A 21,949-nucleotide genomic window follows, 5' to 3' on the forward strand; every position below is an offset into this window, starting at 1 on the left:
TATTTATACCATCAGATACTATTGATTCATTAATATTAAAAACAGGAAATAATATGAGCCAACGTTTACAACGCTTAGCCGATCAGATTCAGCGTGAGCTAGCCGTTCTTATTCGTGATGAAGTCAACGATCCACGCCTGACAGGCTTTGTCACTATCTCTAGTGTTAAGGTGAGTCCAGACTTAGGTTACGCAGATATTTACGTGACCATCATGGAGCCTGAGCTGAACGATGCTATGACTAAGAGTAGTCATGAGCAAAGTGTGCAAGTCCTTAATAAAGCGGCAGGTTTTTTGCGTACTGAGCTCAGCCACAGCCTAAAAACACGTACCACTCCACGTCTACGCTTTCATTATGATGAAGTAACCGCTCGTGGTAACTATATGATGGACTTGATCAGCCAGGCCGTCACAAAAACTGAGCAAAACGAAGCAGACGAGTAATTTTCCATTATGTCGATATCTCCAGTTAAAAAAAGAGTCTCGGGTGTCATTTTAGTAGACAAACCCATAGGCATGACTTCACAACAGGTGGTGTCAAAAGTTAAGTATCTGTTTAAGTCACCCATACATGACAGCAAAAAAGCGGGTCATACAGGGACGCTCGATCCCATGGCGACAGGACTATTACCTGTCTGTTTGGGTGAGGCAACTAAGTTTAGTCATTATCAGCTTGATGCTGACAAATCTTATCAAGCAACTATTTTACTGGGTCAGCAGACGGATACTGGTGATGCAGATGGGCAGGTAACTGCGCAAGCGGCTGTACCAGAGCTTAATGAAGCGCTTTTGGACAGTATCGCTCAGCAGTTCTCAGGGGCTCAGCAGCAAACTCCCCCCATGTATTCTGCTTTAAAAAAAGACGGAAAGAAGCTTTACGAGTATGCGCGTGCTGGAATCGAGATTGAACGTGCAGCTAGAGATATCGTCATTAAGGATATCTCCTTAATAATGGTTAATGCGCAGCAACTGCAGCTAACAGTTACCTGTACTAAAGGCACTTATGTACGTGTGTTGGCAGAAGATATTGCCAAAGCGCTGGGTACATTAGGCCATTTAATTGCTTTACGTCGTCTAAAAACAGGTAAGTTTTTAATAGATGATGCCATTACTTTACCGCAGCTAGAGGCGTTGACATTGGAAGATCGCCTGTCGCAGCTACTGCCCATAGATGCCTGTGTTGATATCGAACCAAAACTTACTTTGGATGCTGAGCAGTGTGCACGTGTGAGGCAAGGTCAGCGACTAAACGTCATTAATCAATTGACAGATAGCTTGCAACACTATATCTCAACCACTGTTGCCCAAGAGCTAACTGCTGCTGAAAACAACACTAATCAACAAAGCAGCACGACTGATGAGGAAACTGCTGATAGTCAGCCAGTGCTACATGAGGTGCCTGTCGATATTCGTCTGATTGATGAGAAAGGGCAATTCATTGGCTTAGGTGCAGTCAGTTTGAACGGTCGCTTACAACCTAAAAAGTTAATTCAATTATAGCTTATGACTAAGGTCTAGGCGTTACTATCGTTAACAGTTTGAGAGCATTTATCCTAACTCACTAAGTTTGGGTATAACTTACGGGCTCATTACATTAATCACATATCGTCACATTTTATTGCAGGTTTCGCCTATGGTGAAACCTGCTTTTTTTGTACAGTGGTTAAGTCAGCCAGGGAAAGCTGGATAATAATAATAACTAACTACAATAATTACCTATAACAAAAAAATCTCAGAGGAAGTCTTACCGATAACTTATGAAGAATAATAAATATCCATAAAATAAAAATTAAGCTATGAAGAAAGATTTGTATACAACTTATTTTTCTATAACAAGAGAAGGGATATCATGAAAACAATTGCTTTTTTATTACATAATAACTTTGAACAAGCAGAGTATGAAGACGTCAATGACCAATTGAAAGCCAAAGGTTACAAGACAGTACTGATCACCACTAACGAAGAAAAAGACGTCCAAGCGATGAATCAGGACGTCAATAAAGGTGCTACCTTCACTGCTGACATCTTTGCAAAAGACGCAAACGTTGCTGATTATGATGCCTTAGTTTTACCAGGTGGCACGGTGAACGCTGACACCATACGTGGTAACGAAGAGGCTCATAATATAGTGAACGCGATCAATGATGCTGGTAAGCCGTTAGCTGTCATTTGCCATGCGCCTTGGATTCTTATTAACACAGGTATCGCTAAAGGCAAAACGCTTACGGCTTATCATTCACTACAGTTGGATCTAGAAAATGCTGGTGCAAACTTTGTAGACAAAACCGTACAAGTAGACGGTAATTTGATTACTTCGCGCAATCCAGATGATATTAATAATTTTGTAGCAGCTATAGATAAAGCCTTATCATAATTTAAAAAAATTAACACCTCACGCTTACTTACAACCCACCATCAATCATGACAACAAAAAAGGAAAAAACTATGACACAGCCTAATCCCAATGATACTAAGTTTGAACAGCAGAAGTCTGAATCAGAGATTTCATCACTAAAAAATCAAACTGAAGACAATTATGATAAAGATACAGACGCTGCTGCAGAGCGTATTGCAGACAACTTAGAAGAAGCTAAAAAAGATAAGTAATATCGATCGGTTGATACTGACCAAATAGCTTCGATACAATAGTAATCAGATAGGTGCCAGCTGATATGGCTAGGGCTTATCTTTATTAAATTCATAAAAGGGAAGATATTATGGACAAGTCAAAACAAGATATGGATGCGCAAGAACAAAAAATACAAAAATTAGCAGAAGACATCAATCCTAGTGAAGACTCAGTCCCTGATAGTGTCGCTGAAGCAACGACAGTGCCGTTAGATGATGATGCACTTGGCGGTAACGCTACTGAAGACGATGTCAAAAAGTGACACTAAAAAATAAAATTAAATAAGCTTTAAATCGATATGGCGCTTACTTAAGCCATGCTTTCAAAACTGTTGAAACTAATCGTGAAAACTGCTGTTAGTTCAGCAGTTTTTTGTTATAATCGCTGCCACGCTAATAGCATAAACTGCTAAGCTCAAACACTGTGCTCACTGTCCACTAGGTCAACTCTAGTAATGCAGGGTTGTCCCGAATGGCAGGTGAGCTATTTTATTTATTCTATGGTTTCAAAAGTGCTTAACTATGTTGAGACAACATTGCTTGAGCAAGCATTGAAACTATTAGCATTGCCGGAGAAAATTTATGCTAACTAATACTGATCGCGAACAAATCATTGCCCAATACAAGCGCAGCGAAAATGACACAGGTTCACCTGAAGTTCAAATCGCTCTACTAAGCGCGCGTATCAATGATCTACAAGACCATTTCAAAGCTCACAAAGCTGACCACCATAGCCGCCGCGGTCTTATCCGTATGGTTAATACACGCCGTAAGCTACTAGACTACCTAAAAGGTAAAGATCTTGGTCGTTATAGCACCATTATTAGCCAGTTAGGCCTACGTCGTTAATTTAACGATCGTTGATAGATAAGAGCCAAGAAAGGTTGTTGCAGCTTTGCTTAATAGACCACCTTGCTACCATCTATCATAAAATATGAGTTTTATAAAAACGGTGTGGAATAGTTTCACGCCGTTTTTTTATGCAAGTTCGTTCTCTCTTAGAGTCGATATCAAGTCAAAGTCAGGTAAAAGTCAGGTCGAAGACAAATTTTTGCATCTACTGTTAAAGAGTAAATGAATTTGAGCTAGTTTTGCAATTAATTGGTCAATACTCATAAATCACTGTAAAATAGTGCACTATGAATTTTCAAGGTTACCTGCTAATTATGGTGTGAGTGCTATGACTGCCTTACAATCATTGGTAGCGCCAAACAATATGGGTAATATCGAGATTTGTGCATTTTTTATCAGCAGTAATCACAACGATCGGTGATAAGGGATCAGTGATAAAAAGCTGAATGTAGAACAATCAAGAAGAAACAAAAGTACGACCAATAAATGTGTGCTCAAGAGCAAAGTGTGCAAGCCGGACTTGCAAGCCTCACTAAGCACACAACAGAATTTTTAACGACAGATATCGTGCATTATATGGCTGATATCAATTTCGTCATTCATCATTAGGAAAATTATATGACAGCTCCAACAATGTTTAATACCATTAAGCGTGAATTCCAATACGGCGACCAAAAAGTCGTGCTAGAAACTGGCCGCGTCGCTCGCCAAGCCAACTCTATCATAGTACATATGGGCGGTGTCACCGTATTAGTAGCAGCCGTAGTCAAGTCAGAAGCCCGCGAGGGACAAAACTTCTTTCCATTGACTGTCAACTATCAAGAAAAAATGTATGCTGCGGGTAAAATCCCAGGTGCTTACGGTAAACGTGAAGGCCGTGCCAGTGAGTTTGAAACGTTAACGTCGCGTCTAATCGACCGTCCGATTCGTCCATTATTCCCTGAAGGCTACCTTAACGAGATTCAAATCACGGCTACCGTTGTTTCATCAGATAAGACTCAACATGCCGATATCGCAGCACTGATAGGCGCCTCAGCAGCGCTTGCTATCTCTGATGCACCATTCAATGGTCCTGTCGCTGCGGCACGTGTTGGCTTTATCAATGGTGAATACGTCCTAAACCCAACGCTTGAGCAGCTCAAAGAAAGCGATCTTGATTTGGTAGTTGCCGGTACAAAGTCTGCAGTACTTATGGTTGAATCTGAAGCAGCTGAGCTATCAGAAGATCAAATGCTAGGCGCAGTACTATATGGCCATGAGCAGCAGCAAATTGTCATTGACAATATTATTTCAATGGCAGAAGAAGTTGGCACTGCAAAGCAAGAGTTCACTGCTCCTAAGCATGATGAAACGCTTGAAAACAACATGAAAGAACAGTTCGGTGTTCAGGTTGCTGACGCTTATACCACCACTGATAAGCAAGAGCGCTACTCTAAGCTTGACGAAATCAAGCAAGCTGCTATCGATGCGTTAGCCGGTGATCCAGAGTCAGAAACCTACAGTGATACTGTGGCTGAGCTAAAAGAGATCTATAACGATCTTAAGTACCGTACCGTGCGTGACAATATCCTATCTGGTAAGCCACGTATTGATGGTCGTGATCTTGAGACCGTTCGTGCGATAGACGTACAGGTTGGTGTCCTACCATATACTCATGGTTCAGCGCTATTTACTCGCGGTGAGACGCAAGCATTGGTGACCACCACGCTTGGTAACAGCCGTGATGTGAATATGATTGACTCACTAGCAGGCACTATCCGTGATCATTTCATGCTGCATTATAACTTCCCGCATTTCTCAGTCGGTGAGACTGGCCGTGAAGGCATTCCAAAACGTCGTGAAATCGGTCATGGTCGCCTAGCGCGCCGTGGGGTACAAGCGATGCTACCGGACAGCGAACGCTTCCCGTATGTCATCCGTGTGGTCTCAGAAATCACTGAGTCAAATGGCTCATCTTCTATGGCGTCTGTTTGCGGTGCAAGCTTGGCATTGATGGATGCAGGTGTCCCAATCAAAGCACCAGTTGCTGGTATTGCGATGGGCTTGGTTAAAGAAGGCGAGCGCTTTGCGGTCTTATCAGACATCTTAGGTGATGAAGATCATCTTGGTGATATGGACTTTAAAGTTGCGGGTTCTAAAGACGGTATCACTGCGCTACAGATGGATATCAAAATCGAAGGTATTACCTCAGACATCATGGAGCAAGCGCTTAAACAAGCTCATGCTGGTCGTATCCATATCTTAGAAGCAATGAATAAAGTATTGCCAGAGAGCCGTACAGAAATCAACGCTCATGCCCCGAACTACGCGGTTATCGAAATCAACCCTGATAAGATTCGCGATGTCATCGGTAAAGGCGGCGCGATGATTCGTCAGCTAACGGAAGAGACTGGTGCAGTCATCGATATCGACGATGCTGGTACGATTCGTATCTTTGGTGAAAACAAAGCCGCGACGAAAGCTGCTATTGGTAAAATTGAAGCATTAACGGCTGAAGTTGAAGTCGGCAAAACCTATGAAGGTACGGTTGCTCGTATCGTAGACTTCGGTGCGTTCGTTAACGTCTTGCCAAATACTGACGGCTTAGTACATATCTCACAAATCGCAGAAGAGCGCGTAGAGAATGTATCAGACTATCTAAAAGAAGGTCAGACGGTCAATGTCTTCGTCCAAGACGTCGATAACCGTGGTCGCATTAAGCTGACTATGAAAGGTATCGAGCAGGGTTCAAACTCAACTGCTGAATAATTAGTTTTGCTTGATATAAAAAACCGCCTTGAGTTGATGCTCAAGGCGGTTTTTTTGGTCTGTTAGATAATTGGAAGGTGGTTTTGATTGTGATCTTTTAAACATAACGTCCGTTATGGGAACTATTGAGGGTTTTGGGGTTCTTTACCGCTAATTTGAGACGGTAAAGAGGTCGTGTTATTGTGCGATATTTTGAAATATTGAGTAAGCTTCTAAAAGAATTGAACAGACCTCTAAGATCAGTGATAAGCATTCGTATATCGTCATGTGTTTGTCTCCTTATTTCATAAAACCGATTAAGCTAGAATCTCTTTTCTCTCTAATACGTCCACCTTCTAAATTTTCGTAGTGTTTTCAAGCATATAAAAAAAAGACCTTTAGTCGTGACTAAAGGTCTGATAAGTAGGTTATCTTCTGCATGTTCTGTTCACAGACGTATTCACAATAATTTGTTAAAATGTCTTCAGTCACTACAGCAAATATGAGTTTAATATGAGAATATATTTAGGGCTATTGCTAGCTTTATTTTCTTTCAGTACGAGTGCGAGCTCTTTAAGTGTGAGTAATACTGATACCAACCACAATCAATCAAATGTACCTAATAGGCTTATCAGTGATCAGTCAAGTCCAAGAGTGAGTTGGGGTGGTGCCGATAGCTTAGCCAATGCTTCAAAAGCTACTACAAGAAAAATGAATATTTACAAAGACCAAAGTGGTCAAGTTTTACTCACAAACATTAGTCCTAGTGGTAATTTTGATAAATTCACTAAGAAAAAAAAAGTAGTTTATAGAGATATAGAAAAAGAGAGAGAGGAAAAATGGGAGCGCCAATTAAATGAGAAACCAGCCGCCAGAATTGGTATGTCTCATAAACAAGTTTTGAGTGATACGAATTGGGGCAAACCTAAAGATGTAAGGACGACTATTGCTGCGTCAGGAACGTCAGAACAATGGATGTATAGCAGCACTCATTCCCTTTACTTTAAAGGCGGCAAGTTAATTAAGATAGAAAAGTAAGTCTTAAATACTGACCCAACAATCAAAGGGCGTTAGCTACTGCAAATAAAATCAGTTTGTCCGACACGAAAATTCTTTACTTTATGAGCCTTTCCTAAAAACTGTGTAACTGCTTATAATCCACCACCAGGAGAATAAGCAATGACTACCCAATCTGATATCAAGAAACTGGCCGAGCAGATGGCTGGTAGCATGAAAAGCTTCGATGACATCAAAGACTTCCAAAAGCAGACCGCTAAAATGCAGCTACTTATTTCAGACTTTATATGTCGTAATAAATAATAGTAAAATATAATTTCCACACCTTATCCCATGCATTCAGTTAAACTCATTATTACCCAACAACGCAGTAGAACTACGGTTACACCACTATTATGCAGCAGATTTTAGACGACATTGCCGCCCAGATGGCTCTTGAAACCGAGCGTGGGAAAGTGGCGGATTACATCCCGCAACTGGCTCATATAGACCCAAACCAGTTTGGTATTGCCGTCGCCACACCTGATGGGCAGGTATATGCAGCAGGGGATGCGAGCACGCTTTTCTCCATACAAAGTATCTCCAAAGTGTTTACCTTAACCATCGCCCTTGGCAAGTTAGGGAATGCGCTTTGGACACACGTTGGTCGTGAGCCATCTGGCGACCCCTTTAACTCCATCACCATACTGGAGTATGAATCTGGTCGACCGCGAAACCCCTTTATCAATGCTGGGGCGATTGCAGTGGTAGATGCGATTATGATGGGGCATGAGCCAAGAGAAATACTGGGGGAGATTCTGCAATTTGTGCACTTTGTGGCAGACGATGAATCAATTCGTTTTGATCATAAAGTGGCCGCATCGGAAATGGAGCATAGAGACCGAAACGCGGCGTTAGCACACTTTATGAAATCCTTTGGTCATCTCAAGCACGATGTGGATAAAGTATTAGGTGTTTATTTTCATCAATGTTCGATTGCGATGAATTGCCAGCAGTTGGCTCGTGCCGGCCTATTTTTAGTATCTAATGGTGTCAATCAACACACAGGGATCAGGGTCATCAATCCACAGCGGTCTAGGCGTATTAATTCGCTGATGATGATGTGCGGTCATTACGATGGCTCTGGAGAGTTTGCCTATCGTGTCGGCTTGCCAGGTAAAAGCGGGGTGGGTGGCGGTATTTTGACGATAGCGCCGGGTAAAGGATCTATCGCGGTTTGGTCGCCAGGACTTGATCCTGTAGGCAACTCCAAACTGGGACTAAAAGCATTAGAGCTGCTAGTAGAACAAACGGGCTGGTCTGTTTTTTCGGATTAGAGGCAATAAAAAATCCAATGCCAAACGCTTACTTCAAACGTCTAACATTGGATTGATGACACTACAAACTAGTTGGTGAGATTTTCTATTCCTGATCTAGTTTATCAATCATACCTTGATACTTTTCTTTTCTGCTAACAATCTTAGCGCGTTCTTCTTCTACGTTGGCTATGAGCTTTTTGGCGACTTCGACACTCTTGTCAAAGGCTGCCAGCTCCATATCTACCACAGCTATCAACCTTTGCAGAGTCATCGCCGCGGCTTTTTCTGTGACACCATTAGTAATGCCCGTAGCTTCGGACATAAAGTCTTCTCTAAGCTTGGACGCCCACTGGAACATACCAGCCATCGTCATACCAGATGCATCGTCTTGTTCTGACTTATCTCTTTTGTTAGCGTCTTCGTCTTTTTTTTGATCAGATTTACTATCTTTATCGGACTTGTCGTCTTTGTTAGATTTATTATCTTTTTTAGATTCATCTTCTTTGCTAGAGTCATCGGTATCATAGTTATGATCAGCGTTATAATCGTCAAAATCACCGTCTTCGTACACGACAGTATCGTCTTTTACGACCTCTACCGCTGTCACCGCATCATTTTCTTTCTTAGTGCTTTTATTGTTGGAAGTGTTGTTTGACATAACTGATTATCCTGTTTGAAGTTCTAAGTAAGAGATATCTACGCTCGATAATCTTCATACTCGATACTAGGCCGAAGTGATTTTTTAGTCAATGTGTCGACATAAATATACCTATTAAGACCTACAGGAAAAAACATTTGAATAGAAAGTTTAGTGGGTGTAAGAAGAGATGCTATTGGGCAGATGAATATCTATTCGAAGCTTAGGGAGATCTTGTAGTTGCCGAGTCAGCAAGGGCAGGGTGTCAGCATGCCAATCTAAGGGCACTGAGTTTGATGAGTCGAGAGCATCGGTCGCATCAGCTTGTGGGGTATGGTAAGAAATGAGAGGGCGTGCCAGTAGTGCAACCCTGCGGATGCCTTGATAGCGTATAAGAGGCATGAGCTGTTGCTGCAAATCAATCAATGAGGCGTTTAGCCAACGAGCTCGCGTTGGGTGATAAGGGTGGTCAGATGTGACAAGATTAGCAATATAACTGGGTTGGTTGCCATTACTGCTGATACCAAGACCGGCGTGCTCAAGTGTGCGTTTGTGCAGTAAGCAGCTGCCGACCTTTAAGCTATTATCACGACAGGCGCGATAATAGCGCTGATGGTTGTCAGGGAATAAAGTTTTTGTGCGCATGAGCACAGGATCTAAGAGGATGCCTGCTGTGTTTACTGGCAACACCAGTATTTGCGCACTGCTATTCAATATAGGAGTATGGGTAAGCTCTAAAGTTGCCATCGTACATACTCCTTTTGATAGCATGGCATCACTCAGCCTTAGCTTCAGCTTGTTTGCTTGCTTCAAGCTGAGCAATTTGCTGCTCAAGCAAGGCGATTTGCTCAGCTTTCATATCCGTTAGCTGTTTATTCATTGCGATTTGTTCAGCTGCCAGTTTTTCTTGTTCGGCTAAACGTTTACGCTCATCCTCTAAGCGATCAATCTCTTCTTTAGCTAGGCTATCGGTTTCTGGCAATGGCGCATTTAAAATAGCTGCAGCCTCAGGAAGCTGCAAGTCAGTCATATCGCTACCATCATCGACTACAGTACTACTATCAATACTGTCGGTATCACCGATGGTGTCTGTATTCTCTGTCATGGCAGCAGACTGTGCAACTTGAGTTTGCTGAGTTTCCGTTGGCGTCTCTCCTGTCGTTGCTGGCGAGCTTGGCAGCGGACGTGGCCAAACAAAGTAACCAATCACGATTATTAGTAATAAAATTATTAGGGCAATTAGCCCTTTTGAGCTCATGCCTGCTGACTCGGACTTTGAAGTTTTGGTCAAGATAGGACGGGGTTTTTTGGAAGACATAACATGGCCAATATAGGTTAGAAGCAAGGTTCTATACTATAGCAAACCCCACAACAAAAACCTATCTGTTGATAGGTTAGTGGTCGTTCTGAGACTATAGTATAGAAATTATCCGCGGTACGAATAGAGCTGACTACGTTTTAAACTTCACGGTTCCGCTAGTACCTGTGGCCATTGCATCTCGAGTAAGCTGATCTTCGAGATGGTTTTTGGCACTAATTGCGTCAGGATCGGGTCGACGTTCGCTGTGGTCGCACTGAGTACACTCAATGTACTCATCAGGCTCAGGCGTGACTACAGTTATCTGTACGACTGCATCTAAGGCCTGGCATTTTGGACAGCGTACGCCAGCCAAAAACTGCCGCTTCGGACGGTTGGACTGATAACGCATTAGCTGACCTCGCGATTTGATGGGGTATTAGCTGCTTTAGTGCTTCTTATGTCGCTAAAGCCACTGTGACGCAGCAGAGCATCGATACTGGCACTACGGCCGCGGAAATTCTCAAAGTTAGTTTTTGCCGGTAAGCTGCCGCCAACCGATAAAATGGTGTCGCGGAAGGCTTTACCAGTGATGGGGTTAAAGATACCGTCTTCTTCAAACTTACTAAAGGCATCTGCAGACAACAGCTCCGCCCACTTATAGGAGTAATAACCTGCCGCATAGCCACCAGCAAAGATATGACTAAAACCATTCGCAAAACGGTTGTAATCTGGCGTTTCCATAATAGCGATATCACTGCGTACTGTATTTAGCGTGTCGAGAATGCCCTCATAATCAAGCGCTGGCGTGTGAGCATGAATGAGTAAGTCAAACAGCGCAAACTCAATTTGACGCAGTGTCTGCATGCCACTTTGAAAGTTTTTAGCGGCAAGCAAGGCATCAAGTTTGGCTTTTGGTAGAGGCTCACCCGTCTCGACATGACTGCTAATGAGTGCAATGCCATCGCTCTCCCATGCCCAGTTCTCCATAAATTGACTGGGTAACTCGACTGCATCCCACTCAACGCCATTGACACCAGCGACATCACCGACAGTCACTTGAGTGAGTAAATGATGCAGACCATGACCGAACTCATGGAACAAGGTGAGTACCTCATCATGTGTCAGCAAACTTGGCTTGCCGTCTAATGCTGGCGTAAAGTTACCCACCATAAAGCAGACTGGCAGTTGCTGATAGTTTGATTCGTCATGACGATAGCGCGCTTGGAAACCGCTCATCCACGCGCCGCCACGCTTGCCGCTACGCGCAAATAAATCAAAGTAAAAACCACCGAGCAACGTATCGTTTGCATCAAATAGTTGGTAAAAACGGACATCATCATGCCAGCGTGACACTGTTTGGGCTTTATTCGTGGCAGCTGCATCATCATTTTGTTCGCGAACCTTAATACCATAGAGACGTTCGACAATATCAAAAAGGCCGTCGATGACTTTTGGTAATGGGAAGTAAGGACGAATGGCTTCTTGCGATAAGCTGAACTTATTTTGTTTTACTTTTTCGGCAATATAAGCACTGTCCCATGGCTGCAGCTCGGTAATGCCATAATCACGGGCACACTCTTGTAGCTGTGCCAAATCCTCTTTGGCAGTAGGTGTCGCTTTGGCGGCTAAACTGCGCAAAAACGCTTCAACCTCGGATACGCTGTCTGCCATTTTGGTTGATAGGGACACTTCAGCATAATTCCTAAAGCCTAGTAAGTGTGCTTTTTGTTCACGCAACTGCAGGATCTGACTCATGATGTCAGCGTTATTGAGCGACTCACCTTTGGCATTGGTATGAGTATCAAACTCTGAAGCGCGGGTGACATAGGCGCGGTATAGAGTCTCGCGTAGCTGGCGGTCATCTGCATGGGTCATCACTGCTAGATAAACGGGGATATTCAAACTTGCGACATAATAAGGCGTTGGTAGTGCATCGATCTCAGCTTGTGTGAGTGTACCGTTAGCAAGCTCTCGAGCTTTATATTGCTTGCCCGCATCTGCCAGAAGTGCAAGTCCACTTTCAGTCAAACCCGCCAGTTGATCGGACTTTAAGGGTAGGGCAAACGCTTGCGTGGCATCTAAAATATGGTCAGAGAAGGTTGCCGATAAGGTTGAGAGCTTACTTTGAATCTCCGCAAAGGTGTCTTGCTCAGCTTTAGGTAACGCCACCCCTGATAGCTCAAAGCTTTGCAGTGCCAACTCAATAGCACGTGCGCGCGCAGGTTCAAGCGCTGCAAAAAAGTTTTTGTCATTGACGATGGCTTGATAACGACTGAATAGCGGTTGGTGCTGACCGACACGCGTGCCATAGGCTGAGAGTTTAGGTAGCAGCTCGTGATGTACATGACGAATCTCATCATTACTCATCACACTATTCAAATGCGACAAAATACCCCAGCTGCGATCTAACGCCAGATTGATATGGTCAAAGGCAATCACATCGTCTAACGCTTGCTGAGTGCCAATATCTGATGTTTTTGTATCTTCAGATACTGTTAGCTCATCTAAAAAGGCGTTGGCCTGATCGATGGCTTGATTGACTTTTACCTTCAAATCGTTTGGCTCTGTAGCGGTAAAGTCAACAAGGTGTAAATTTGAATCAAGTGCAGTCATATGGGTATCCAATGGTAATAAGTGTACAGTTATAAAATATCTATTATCTAAAATTGTGTAATAGTTGATTTTTTAAGCGTTTGCTTTATTTATAGAGTGAGTTAAACGGCTTTTGTTCTAGTTATTGCTTTAATACTTTAATCGAGGTTATCTAAAAGATGGGTATGGCATGATAGAAATACAACCCAGAGACTGGCAGCGTTGCTTTCTCGTTTATCTTACTGTGTTTGTTAATAAGTATGTAGGGAGTCGCCTCAGTAAAAGACAGTATTGGCGTGCCCACTTACAAAGAGCCATCATTCGCTTGCAAAATACCCCTACAGTGAGTAAGGTAAACTTGTTATGGTAGTACTAAAGGTACAACAAAGTAGTTAAAGATGTTTTTAATAAATGTATCTCAATAAAAGTGTTTATCAACAATAATGACTAACCAAAACACTGGCTATCTATAAAGATAATAAATCACAAATAAATACATGATTGAAGGGTATGAGACATCTTGCATGTGTTATTTTAATTGATGATGATTTCCCTAAAATCCAAAGATAATAAAATTAGGAGCACTATCTATGAAAGCAACGCTTAAGAGTTTACGTGAGACCAAAGCCAACCCAGCTGTCAGCGTCTTTGTAAAAACCCACCGCGCTCATCCTGCTAATGAGACTGACCCTATCGCCCTTAAAAACCAACTAAAAGTGGTCGAAGAGCGTCTGACAAATGAATACGATAAAACCACAGCAGCGACTATCTTAGATAAGATTCATGCAAAGACTAATGATCTGAATCATAACTATAACCTAGATACCTTAGCTATCTTTGCTAGTACTGATGATGTACAAGTACTGCGTTTACCTCTAGATGCCAAAGAACGGGTCATTATCGGTGAGCGTTTTGCAACCCGTGATCTGGTACGTGATATGGCGAGTGCCGTCCATTATTACACTGTGGTGCTTGGTCGTGATCATGCACGTTTGATTGAAGCGTCTAACGATCGTGTTGTCAAAGAGTTTGACAAAGATGATGATGCGCAAAAGAACATGGAGAGCATTCCGTTTCCTATCGAAAACAATAGTTTATATAAGACAGGTGATGGTGGCTCTGATCGTTCAGCCAACAACGAAAACAGCTATCTAAAAGAGTACTTCAATCGTATTGATAAGAGTGTACAAGAGCTGTGGGGCGAGCATAAAATGCCGCTAGTGATCGTTGGTGATGCTCGTAATATCAGCTATTACAAAGAAGTTTGTGACCGTCCAGAGAATATTATCGCTTCTGTATCGAATGTCACAAACCTCGAAGATGGTAGTGCCCAGCATATCGTTGATGGCGTACAAGAAGCCGTTGAAAGCTATCGTTCTTCATTGCATGAAGCGGCACTTGGTGAAATAGACAAGGCTCGTGGCGCAGAAATGTTACGTACCGATCTGCAAGAAGTTTACCGTGCTGCCTATCAAGGGGCTGGTGAGACGTTATACTTACGTCGCGGTTACATGCAACCTGCCAAGATTGACGAAAAAGCGCAGACACTCATGATCGCTGATGATGCAGCCGCAGAAGGCGTTACTGATGATGCGGTTGGCGAGATCATCGAGCACGTGATGCATAATGGTGGCGAAGTAGTCTTTATGCCGCAAGAGATCATGAGCGCAGACCAACCTCTTGCTCTGGTAACTCGTTACTAACTATTAGCTCGAAAATTATCAGTACGAAATAGTAAACATAAAAGCATTGATTCATTATGAGTCAGTGCTTTTTTTATGAGTTGTTTTTTTAGATTGGAAGTAGGTAAATTTGCCGTTTGCTAAGCGAGCAGTTATCCTATAATACGAAAGTGCCTTGTTTTTAACATTTCAGCGCAGAACTCCCCTACTTCTAAAGTAGTGGTATGAATGCGTTATTGATAACTACCCTTACTCCCTATGGTATTATAATTAATAATTATAACGCCAATTAACAACAAGCTCCTTATGACCAAGCAAATCCTAAAAGCCCATAAAGTCAGGCTGTACCCCAATGAAGAACAGCAAATATTCTTTGCCAAATCATTCGGCTGCACACGCTTTATCTGGAATAGGATGCTTAGTGACAAGATTGAGCATTATAAAAACACCAAGACCGAGCTTAAAAACACTCCAGCTCAATATAAAAAAGAATTTGACTGGCTAAAAGAAGTCGATAGCTTTGCACTGGCTAACGTCCAGCAAAATCTTAGAGCCGCTTATAGTAAATTCTTCAAAGGTTTTGGCTTCCCAAAATTCAAAAAAAAAGGACACCGCGACAGCTACACCACCAACAACCAAAAAGGCACAGTAGCGGTCACAAACAACACCGTCAAACTACCTAAAATTGGTCATATTAAAGCCAAATTCCCAAGTGTTATTAATGGCTTAATCAAGTCAGCGACCATCAGTAAAGAGCCTACAGGTAAGTATTTTGTCAGTTTACTGGTTGAAACGGTTGTCGAACCATTCACTAAAACACACTCAAAAGTAGGTATTGATTTAGGCTTAACCGACTTTATCGTCTTATCGGATGGCACAAAAGTGGCTAATCCTAAGTTTCTATCAAAGCTGCAAAATAAGCTTGCGCGGGAACAAAAGATTTTAGCCAAACGACGAGAGGGTGCTAAAGCCGCCAATCGCAAATTATCAGACAGTCGCAACTACCAAAAGCAAAAAATCAAAGTCGCCAAAGTCTACGAGCGTATCACCAATTGCCGAAAAGACTTTCTACACAAACTCTCATTCAATCTCATCAAAAACCACGATGTGATTGCCATAGAGGATTTGAATGTAAAGGGTATGGTCAAGAACAAAAAACTGTCCAAAGCCATATCAGACAGCTCATGGTCAGCCTTTACTACCATGCTGGCTTATAAAGCGGACTGGTACGGTAAAAAGCTAGTCAAAGTTGATAGATGGTATCCATCTTCTAAGACCTGCTCAGGCTGTGGGCACTTACTGACTAAGGCTGAGCTACCATTACAGGTGAGATCATGGAATTGCCCAAGTTGCTTGCAATCCAACGATAGAGACATCAACGCCAGTATCAATATCCTCAATGAGGGTTTGAGACTGGCAACACTCAAAACCGTCGGTGCGGCGGGGTTAGCTTAGTCAATTTACCTAACCGCTGATACAGAATATCGTATCAAGTAGGGGTATTACCTAAGAAACCCCCACCTCTATAGGTGGTGGGTAGTTCATACATTGTTTTTTAGGAATTATGTTATTTGCTACATGTTTAGCATAGCGATGGTCTATGATGGTCGGTAAGATAATAAGCAGGTTTTATACTATACTGCTATTAGTATCTGCTTTTAACCATCTACTTTATGAACGCCAAATCTATGAATAAAAAAGACTCTTTTATCTTGACCAGTTATAATATCCATAAGGGGATGTCGCCGCTAAATCGACAGGTCAAAATGCAAGGTATTGCGCAGGCGCTCGAAATAGTAGCTTCAGACATACTGTGCCTGCAAGAAGTGCAAGGACAGCATCTAAAGCGCAACTTACAATATAACGAGTATCCTGACCAATCTCAGCATGAGTGGTTTGGAGGATATCTGCAGCTGCAAAACAGTTATGGCAAAAACTCAGAATACGAAAACGGACACCATGGCAATGCGGTACTGAGCCGCTTCCCACTAGATCCCAAGCACAATGTCAATATAACGGTTAATAGACTAGAGCAACGCGGTGTATTGCACTGTGAGGTTCAGCCGCCGGGTTGGGAGATGCCAGTAGTCGTACTCTGCGCCCATCTAAATCTATTTGAGCGCGATCGCATCAAGCAATATCAGGCGATTAGTGACTATGTGCGTAATGTCATTAGCCCAGAGCAGCCACTGATTTTGGCAGGCGATTTCAATGATTGGAAAAAGCTATCGTGTGACAAGCTGGCAAGTGATCTTGGGATGATAGAAGCGTTTAAACATTGTCATGGTCAGCTGTTACCAACCTTTCCAGCGAAATTACCTGTCTTAAGCTTGGATCGTATCTATGTACGCAATCTTTCGGTCAAGGATGCTTGGGTACATACTGGCAAGCCGTGGTCAAAGCTGTCTGATCATCTGCCGCTTAGTGCTGAGTTGGGTTTACTGTAAAGTCTATTGTCTGTTAGCGACATACTTATATCTACGTAAGACATAAATCTTCAACAGACCCTAAATAATATAAGGATATATTACATGTCTCAATCTACTAATAATCAACAACTACCAACCACTCAACATGCCGTGCTCATTCGAGAGTTTGGCGAACCTGATGTCATGAGCTATCAAGAGGGTGTTGCGATTCCTGAGCTTAACGATGAGCAAGTACTCATAAAAGTCGCTTATGCAGGTATTAACCCCGTTGACTACAAAACGCGCCAAGGTAAAGGTTGGGGTGCGGACAATATCCGTCAAGTAAAATTTGATAATGACGAGCCAGCCATTTTAGGTTTTGATGTGGCAGGCGAGGTAGTCAATAGTAACAGCGATAAGTTCGCTGTTGGGGATAAAGTGGCTGCATTAAGCTTTGGCGGTGGTTGTTATGCCGAGTATGTGGCAGTAGACGCAAAGCTGCTCGCCAAAGTCCCAGAGTCGGTGTCATTAAAAGCTGCAGGTGCCTTGCCGTGTGTGGGACAGACCGCGCTACAGTTTGTAGAATTCGCAGACATCAAAAAAGGCGAGCATGTAGTGATGAATGCACCAGCAGGCGGAGTAGGTCACCTCGTTATCCAGCTACTCATGGATAAGGTGACACAAGACGATATCAAAGTGAGCGTTATCTGCTCACCTGAGAAGTATGACAAGCTGTCAGAGCTGGTCGATGTCGATAAGCTAGCAGGTTGGATTGACTATACAAAAGACGATGCCTTCCCTGACCTGCAAGCTGATGTACTGCTAGATCTGGTCGGAGATGAGGCGGGTGTCAGAGCGCTGAGCGTACTCAAATCGGGTGGCCGTATCAATGTACTGCCAACCATTTGGGTTGACAAGCTAAAAGAAGCAGGAAGCTCGCAAGATCTAAGCGTCGACGGCTATGCAGTCAAGCCTAATGGTGAGGATATGCAGCGGGTTTTACAACAGTTGGCTGATGGCAAGCTAGTGTTAGAGGTACAGCAGAGCTATCCACTGTCAGAGGTGGTTGCTGCCCACAGTGAGCTACAAAAAGGCGATGCTTTTGGCAAGATTGTATTGGAAGTAAGCTAAGCTGAATTTGATCAAACCGATAGCATACGACGAAAGGTCAGACTAATACGACCGTCATCGACCTTTTTGGTTTTAGTGATGGTGTGTTTCCAAAATTTTTGCGTATCACCGTGCATGACGATAAGCTGACCAGACTCAAGATGAAGCTCGACTTTATCTTGAGTTTTTTTGTGTTTGAAGACAAATTTACGCGTAGCGCCCAAGGAGAGCGAGGCAATAACAGGCTGAGCGCCGAGCTCTTTTTCATCATCCGCATGATAGCCCATACCTTCGCTACCCGAAGGATAATAGTTCAGCAAGCACGAGTTAAACTCAGCCATGATTCCTAGCTCTGCAAGATGCTTTTCAATACATTGTTTCACATGAAACACTACATCAGACCATGGAACGCTTTTGCGAGCATGACCAGAATAGTGATAGCTGATGCCTTTATCACCCATCCAAACGATTTGACGACTGGTGATATGAGTCTTACCAAACAATGTCACGATATCAGGTTGCCAAGGTAGCTCGGTTAATAATGTTTCATAGAGAGCATCAGCATGCTCAGTAATCACGCCTAAATCATTGACCTTACCGTCGTATGGCAATAGGTTTTCAGTGGGGGTGTGAGTAAAAAGGTCAGTCATGACTTGGCTTATTTACCACTCTGATGGTGCTCATGAATGATTTGAGCGCATAATTCAGGTGCTTCCATGGGTAATAGATGACCGTACTCAGGCAAGGTGATGATGTGCTTGTCAGGCACTATGCTTTGCCAGCTTTTGCGCACTTTATCACTATTGAATACAGAAGGCTTTGCGAGTATCAGCATGTAGGGTACGTTATTTTTATTCAACTTTTTTAGGGCACTAGTAATATAAGGCGTACCAAAATAACTGGCTAGCTCATGTTTAGGTTTAAATAGTAAAGTATAGCGAGCATCATCTGTTTTGACTAAGCTGTTATTTGCGAAGGTGGTTAGATGCTCATCGCTGATGCGTTTAAAAGCCCGATGCTGACGCAAGTATTGATAGTAATCATCGATACTCGTCCAGTGGCGCTGTTTTTTACGCGTGCTTTTAAATGGCTCTTGAGTCATCAGTAGTCGCCGAGGAATACGGCTATATAACAGTGTTTGCGGCTTGGTAAAGGTCACAGGATCAATAAGGTATAACTGCGAAAATAAATCAGGACGCTGTGCAGCGGCCATCACCGTCGCGCTTGCGCCTTGCGAGTGGCCAATACCTACAATGGGTTTGTCTTGGGTTTTCTCTAGATATTTAATCAGCATGGCGGCATCTTGCTCACGGGTCATCACTTTATTGGCCGGTTCATCGTACCAGTAGCCACGCATCGCCAGAGAGCTAAGATCAAACCCTGCTGTCAGCTCTGTCAATAACGGCTCATAAGTGCCGACTGTGAAACCATTGCCACCATAGAAATGTGCTGAAGGGCGCTGGTTATTTAGGGTTGCTTCTAACTTATTGAGCGAGCTTAGATCATAGTAGCGTGCTTGCTGGTCGTTAATACTGATGTTTTTTGCATATGCTTCCATGAGAATAATACTACCTTTTAATCTACATTAACTAACTGTCTTCACCTAAGAAACCACCACTTTGACGCTGCCACAAGCGCGCATAAACACCATCTACTGCTAATAGCTCATCATGGCTGCCTTGCTCAATGATATGACCTTGATCCATCACGACCAGTCTGTCTAGAGCGGCAATGGTAGAAAGACGATGAGCGATGGCAATCACGGTCTTGCCAGTCATGATGTCATTGAGACTTTCGGTAATCGCAAACTCAATCTCAGAGTCAAGTGCGCTAGTGGCTTCATCCAACAATAAAATCGGGGCGTTTTTTAGCATAACACGGGAGATGGCGATGCGTTGACGTTGCCCACCAGAGAGTTTGACTCCGCGTTCACCCACTTGTGTATCAAGGCCAGTGTTGCCTTTGTCGTCGTATAGATCTTTGATAAAGTCCCATGCCTGCGCTTGCTTGGCCGCATGGATGATTTCTTCGTCACTAGCGTCAGGGCGGCCATAAGCGATGTTTTCACGCACAGTACGATGGAGCAGTGAGGTATCTTGGGTGACCATACCAATTTGCCCGCGCAATGACTCTTGGGTGACCTCATCAATGGCTTGTCCATCTATCAGTATTTTACCTTTATCGACATCAAAGAAGCGTAATAGTAAATTTACCAAAGTTGACTTACCAGCCCCTGAGCGCCCGACCAAACCAATCTTCTCACCTGGTTTGATATCCAAATAAAAGTTATCTAATAGTTTAACTTGTGAAGCGTTCAGCGCGGTGGCGGCAGTCTCAATCTCGTCAACACGCTCACCTTCGACGTCGGTGTTTTCTTCGCCTTCATAACTAAAATCAACATGGTCAAACACAATATGACCATCAGTGACGTTGAGCGCTGGCGCATTGGGCTTATCAATGATGGTTTGCGGCGCAGATAAGGTACGCATGCCATCTTGCACCGTACCGATGCTTTCAAAAAGACTGGCGGTTTGCCACATAATCCAGCGCGTTAGGCCGTTTAGACGTAACGCCATAGCCGTGGCTGCGGCAATCGCGCCGACGCCAACGGCGCCTTGTTGCCACAAGTACAGACCAATACCCGCCGTGCTACTGACCAAAATAACGCTAATAAGGTGGGTTGATACTTCTAAATAACTGACCCAGCGCATTTGCGCATGCACCGTTCCCAAAAACTGCCCCATGGCGTTTTTGGCATAACCAAGCTCACGGCGTGAGTGGCTGAATAGCTTGACCGTCATGATATTGGCGTAGGCATCGGTGATACGCCCAACCATCAAGGCGCGGGCGTCCGCTTGGACGATTGCGGTACGTTTGAGCCTAGGAATAAAGAACCACATGGTCAGGCCAACCAAGACAAACCAAGCGATAAAGGGTATTAATAATAGGCTGTCTAAATTAAATAAAATGACACCAGTGGTAATAAAGTAAACCGTGACATACATGAACATATCAGTGACGGTCATCACAGTATCGCGCACGGCAAGCGCTGTTTGCATCACCTTAGCAGAGACACGACCAGAGAACTCATCTTGATAAAACTGCATCGATTGCCCAAGCATGCGCTGATGGAAGCGCCAACGCATTTGCATTGGGAACACGCCCTGTAGGGTCTGAAAGTGGATAAAGGATGATAAGGCAATCCAAAATGGACTGACAAGCATCACTGCAAACATCAGCAGCAACATATCCCCTTTTTCTGTCCATAGATTTTGCGGTGTATAGATGCCAAGCCAGTCGACTATGTCACCAATCCACGCAAACAGCATCGCCTCGTATATTCCAATACCTGCGGATAAAATCATAAACAGCAGGAGCCAGCCACGCAGACCTTTGGTACAGGCCCACAGAAACCTCAGCAGTCCATCACGGGGTGAGGGCAGCGGCATAGGGGATTCAGGAAAGGCTGGCAGGCGGTTTTCAAAAAAACGAAATAGAGCATTCATAGGCAATAGAAATACATCAAGATGACTGGCATCATTAAAAGTGACAGGCTTCTTGAGCCATTATTTATAGGGGTGCAACAGCACGCTAGTTTAGCAAAACTTAGCAATCACACCTGCATGCTAATTGTAATTTGAACGCAGTAGACACTTTGTAGGAACCAATATTTTGAGCGATTATAAATAGATTGCCATA

Annotated in this window: 21 protein-coding genes and 1 pseudogene; 14 read left to right on the forward strand and 8 right to left on the reverse strand. The window is 43.4% G+C overall.

Annotated features, from left to right (window positions below; genetic code table 11):
- Window positions 1-53: 53 nt before the first annotated feature.
- The 10 genes and pseudogenes from JMX03_RS00665 to JMX03_RS00710 all read left to right on the forward strand — a co-directional run bounded on the left by JMX03_RS00665 (window position 54) and on the right by JMX03_RS00710 (window position 8,539).
- On the forward strand, window positions 54-443 hold the full coding sequence (locus JMX03_RS00665; RefSeq protein ID WP_201576300.1) for a ribosome-binding factor A: 390 nt from the start codon (window positions 54-56) through the stop codon (window positions 441-443).
- Between the two features lie 9 nt (window positions 444-452).
- Window positions 453-1,499, forward strand: coding sequence for a tRNA pseudouridine(55) synthase TruB (gene truB, locus JMX03_RS00670; protein WP_201593838.1), 1,047 nt, complete (start codon window positions 453-455; stop codon window positions 1,497-1,499).
- A 349-nt stretch (window positions 1,500-1,848) separates the two neighbouring features.
- Complete coding sequence (locus JMX03_RS00675; RefSeq protein WP_201576296.1) at window positions 1,849-2,373, forward strand: type 1 glutamine amidotransferase domain-containing protein; 525 nt, start codon at window positions 1,849-1,851, stop codon at window positions 2,371-2,373.
- A gap of 71 nt (window positions 2,374-2,444) precedes the next feature.
- Window positions 2,445-2,606, forward strand: a complete 162-nt coding sequence (locus tag JMX03_RS00680) for a hypothetical protein (protein ID WP_201576295.1) — start codon at window positions 2,445-2,447, stop codon at window positions 2,604-2,606.
- A 110-nt stretch (window positions 2,607-2,716) separates the two neighbouring features.
- Window positions 2,717-2,890, forward strand: a complete 174-nt coding sequence (locus JMX03_RS00685; RefSeq protein ID WP_201576294.1) for a hypothetical protein — start codon at window positions 2,717-2,719, stop codon at window positions 2,888-2,890.
- A 319-nt stretch (window positions 2,891-3,209) separates the two neighbouring features.
- Window positions 3,210-3,476, forward strand: coding sequence for a 30S ribosomal protein S15 (gene rpsO, locus JMX03_RS00690; RefSeq protein WP_201576293.1), 267 nt, complete (start codon window positions 3,210-3,212; stop codon window positions 3,474-3,476).
- Window positions 3,477-4,112: 636 nt separating this feature from the next.
- On the forward strand, window positions 4,113-6,227 hold the full coding sequence (pnp, locus tag JMX03_RS00695; RefSeq protein ID WP_201597670.1) for a polyribonucleotide nucleotidyltransferase: 2,115 nt from the start codon (window positions 4,113-4,115) through the stop codon (window positions 6,225-6,227).
- A 492-nt stretch (window positions 6,228-6,719) separates the two neighbouring features.
- Window positions 6,720-7,244, forward strand: coding sequence for a hypothetical protein (locus JMX03_RS14860; RefSeq protein ID WP_227695062.1), 525 nt, complete (start codon window positions 6,720-6,722; stop codon window positions 7,242-7,244).
- A gap of 141 nt (window positions 7,245-7,385) precedes the next feature.
- Window positions 7,386-7,475: pseudogene (locus tag JMX03_RS15385) on the forward strand (transposase); the annotation flags it as partial.
- Window positions 7,476-7,618: 143 nt separating this feature from the next.
- On the forward strand, window positions 7,619-8,539 hold the full coding sequence (locus JMX03_RS00710) for a glutaminase (RefSeq protein WP_201576276.1): 921 nt from the start codon (window positions 7,619-7,621) through the stop codon (window positions 8,537-8,539).
- Between the two features lie 85 nt (window positions 8,540-8,624).
- Here the strand turns inward: JMX03_RS00710 and JMX03_RS00715 are convergent, their stop codons facing one another.
- The 5 genes from JMX03_RS00715 to JMX03_RS00735 form a co-directional block, all read right to left on the reverse strand.
- Window positions 8,625-9,179 (reverse strand): hypothetical protein, encoded by a 555-nt coding sequence (locus tag JMX03_RS00715; protein WP_201593839.1) that lies wholly within the window; start codon window positions 9,177-9,179, stop codon window positions 8,625-8,627.
- Window positions 9,180-9,329: 150 nt separating this feature from the next.
- Window positions 9,330-9,905 carry a hypothetical protein gene (locus JMX03_RS00720; RefSeq protein WP_201593840.1) on the reverse strand — a complete coding sequence of 192 codons (576 nt, stop codon included), beginning with the start codon at window positions 9,903-9,905 and terminating at the stop codon, window positions 9,330-9,332.
- A 28-nt stretch (window positions 9,906-9,933) separates the two neighbouring features.
- The gene (locus JMX03_RS00725; protein ID WP_201593841.1) at window positions 9,934-10,476 is read right to left on the reverse strand and encodes an ATP synthase subunit B family protein; all 543 of its coding nucleotides are present in this window, start codon (window positions 10,474-10,476) and stop codon (window positions 9,934-9,936) included.
- 133 nt (window positions 10,477-10,609) lie between these two features.
- Window positions 10,610-10,867, reverse strand: a complete 258-nt coding sequence (locus JMX03_RS00730; RefSeq protein ID WP_201593842.1) for a YheV family putative metal-binding protein — start codon at window positions 10,865-10,867, stop codon at window positions 10,610-10,612.
- The gene (locus tag JMX03_RS00735; protein WP_201593843.1) at window positions 10,867-13,071 is read right to left on the reverse strand and encodes a M3 family metallopeptidase; all 2,205 of its coding nucleotides are present in this window, start codon (window positions 13,069-13,071) and stop codon (window positions 10,867-10,869) included. The genes JMX03_RS00730 and JMX03_RS00735 overlap by 1 nt, the downstream gene beginning before the upstream one ends.
- A 569-nt stretch (window positions 13,072-13,640) precedes the next feature.
- Between JMX03_RS00735 and JMX03_RS00740 the strand changes: the two genes are divergently transcribed.
- The 4 genes from JMX03_RS00740 to JMX03_RS00755 all read left to right on the forward strand — a co-directional run bounded on the left by JMX03_RS00740 (window position 13,641) and on the right by JMX03_RS00755 (window position 18,271).
- On the forward strand, window positions 13,641-14,753 hold the full coding sequence (locus JMX03_RS00740) for an AOC03_06830 family ribosome hibernation factor (protein ID WP_201593844.1): 1,113 nt from the start codon (window positions 13,641-13,643) through the stop codon (window positions 14,751-14,753).
- Window positions 14,754-15,038: 285 nt separating this feature from the next.
- Complete coding sequence (gene tnpB, locus JMX03_RS00745) at window positions 15,039-16,187, forward strand: IS200/IS605 family element RNA-guided endonuclease TnpB (protein ID WP_201593845.1); 1,149 nt, start codon at window positions 15,039-15,041, stop codon at window positions 16,185-16,187.
- 218 nt (window positions 16,188-16,405) lie between these two features.
- Window positions 16,406-17,179, forward strand: a complete 774-nt coding sequence (locus JMX03_RS00750; protein ID WP_227695073.1) for an endonuclease/exonuclease/phosphatase family protein — start codon at window positions 16,406-16,408, stop codon at window positions 17,177-17,179.
- A gap of 84 nt (window positions 17,180-17,263) precedes the next feature.
- Window positions 17,264-18,271: an NADP-dependent oxidoreductase gene (locus JMX03_RS00755; protein ID WP_201593846.1), complete on the forward strand. Its 1,008-nt coding sequence runs from the start codon at window positions 17,264-17,266 to the stop codon at window positions 18,269-18,271.
- 11 nt (window positions 18,272-18,282) lie between these two features.
- Here JMX03_RS00755 and JMX03_RS00760 read toward each other — a convergent pair whose 3' ends face one another.
- From JMX03_RS00760 to JMX03_RS00770, 3 genes are read right to left on the reverse strand one after another with little or no spacing between them, the layout of a single operon-like run.
- The gene (locus JMX03_RS00760; RefSeq protein ID WP_201593847.1) at window positions 18,283-18,900 is read right to left on the reverse strand and encodes an alpha-ketoglutarate-dependent dioxygenase AlkB family protein; all 618 of its coding nucleotides are present in this window, start codon (window positions 18,898-18,900) and stop codon (window positions 18,283-18,285) included.
- A gap of 8 nt (window positions 18,901-18,908) precedes the next feature.
- Window positions 18,909-19,808 (reverse strand): alpha/beta fold hydrolase, encoded by a 900-nt coding sequence (locus JMX03_RS00765; RefSeq protein WP_201593848.1) that lies wholly within the window; start codon window positions 19,806-19,808, stop codon window positions 18,909-18,911.
- A gap of 31 nt (window positions 19,809-19,839) precedes the next feature.
- Window positions 19,840-21,756, reverse strand: coding sequence for an ABC transporter ATP-binding protein (locus JMX03_RS00770; RefSeq protein ID WP_201593849.1), 1,917 nt, complete (start codon window positions 21,754-21,756; stop codon window positions 19,840-19,842).
- Window positions 21,757-21,949: the final 193 nt, after the last annotated feature.

Origin of the sequence: Psychrobacter fulvigenes, from assembly GCF_904846155.1 — a bacterium.
Taxonomy (GTDB): domain Bacteria; phylum Pseudomonadota; class Gammaproteobacteria; order Pseudomonadales; family Moraxellaceae; genus Psychrobacter; species Psychrobacter fulvigenes.

What these genes read in the sequence shown, in the direction of transcription:
- JMX03_RS00665 (WP_201576300.1), top strand. Translation starts at nt 54, where the DNA reads ATGAGCCAACGTTTACAACGCTTAGCCGATCAGATTCAGCGTGAGCTA.
- truB (WP_201593838.1), top strand. Translation starts at nt 453, where the DNA reads ATGTCGATATCTCCAGTTAAAAAAAGAGTCTCGGGTGTCATTTTAGTA.
- JMX03_RS00675 (WP_201576296.1), top strand. Translation starts at nt 1,849, where the DNA reads ATGAAAACAATTGCTTTTTTATTACATAATAACTTTGAACAAGCAGAG.
- JMX03_RS00680 (WP_201576295.1), top strand. Translation starts at nt 2,445, where the DNA reads ATGACACAGCCTAATCCCAATGATACTAAGTTTGAACAGCAGAAGTCT.
- JMX03_RS00685 (WP_201576294.1), top strand. Translation starts at nt 2,717, where the DNA reads ATGGACAAGTCAAAACAAGATATGGATGCGCAAGAACAAAAAATACAA.
- rpsO (WP_201576293.1), top strand. Translation starts at nt 3,210, where the DNA reads ATGCTAACTAATACTGATCGCGAACAAATCATTGCCCAATACAAGCGC.
- pnp (WP_201597670.1), top strand. Translation starts at nt 4,113, where the DNA reads ATGTTTAATACCATTAAGCGTGAATTCCAATACGGCGACCAAAAAGTC.
- JMX03_RS14860 (WP_227695062.1), top strand. Translation starts at nt 6,720, where the DNA reads ATGAGAATATATTTAGGGCTATTGCTAGCTTTATTTTCTTTCAGTACG.
- JMX03_RS00710 (WP_201576276.1), top strand. Translation starts at nt 7,619, where the DNA reads ATGCAGCAGATTTTAGACGACATTGCCGCCCAGATGGCTCTTGAAACC.
- JMX03_RS00715 (WP_201593839.1), bottom strand. Translation starts at nt 9,179, where the DNA reads ATGTCAAACAACACTTCCAACAATAAAAGCACTAAGAAAGAAAATGAT.
- JMX03_RS00720 (WP_201593840.1), bottom strand. Translation starts at nt 9,905, where the DNA reads ATGGCAACTTTAGAGCTTACCCATACTCCTATATTGAATAGCAGTGCG.
- JMX03_RS00725 (WP_201593841.1), bottom strand. Translation starts at nt 10,476, where the DNA reads ATGTCTTCCAAAAAACCCCGTCCTATCTTGACCAAAACTTCAAAGTCC.
- JMX03_RS00730 (WP_201593842.1), bottom strand. Translation starts at nt 10,867, where the DNA reads ATGCGTTATCAGTCCAACCGTCCGAAGCGGCAGTTTTTGGCTGGCGTA.
- JMX03_RS00735 (WP_201593843.1), bottom strand. Translation starts at nt 13,071, where the DNA reads ATGACTGCACTTGATTCAAATTTACACCTTGTTGACTTTACCGCTACA.
- JMX03_RS00740 (WP_201593844.1), top strand. Translation starts at nt 13,641, where the DNA reads ATGAAAGCAACGCTTAAGAGTTTACGTGAGACCAAAGCCAACCCAGCT.
- tnpB (WP_201593845.1), top strand. Translation starts at nt 15,039, where the DNA reads ATGACCAAGCAAATCCTAAAAGCCCATAAAGTCAGGCTGTACCCCAAT.
- JMX03_RS00750 (WP_227695073.1), top strand. Translation starts at nt 16,406, where the DNA reads ATGAACGCCAAATCTATGAATAAAAAAGACTCTTTTATCTTGACCAGT.
- JMX03_RS00755 (WP_201593846.1), top strand. Translation starts at nt 17,264, where the DNA reads ATGTCTCAATCTACTAATAATCAACAACTACCAACCACTCAACATGCC.
- JMX03_RS00760 (WP_201593847.1), bottom strand. Translation starts at nt 18,900, where the DNA reads ATGACTGACCTTTTTACTCACACCCCCACTGAAAACCTATTGCCATAC.
- JMX03_RS00765 (WP_201593848.1), bottom strand. Translation starts at nt 19,808, where the DNA reads ATGGAAGCATATGCAAAAAACATCAGTATTAACGACCAGCAAGCACGC.
- JMX03_RS00770 (WP_201593849.1), bottom strand. Translation starts at nt 21,756, where the DNA reads ATGAATGCTCTATTTCGTTTTTTTGAAAACCGCCTGCCAGCCTTTCCT.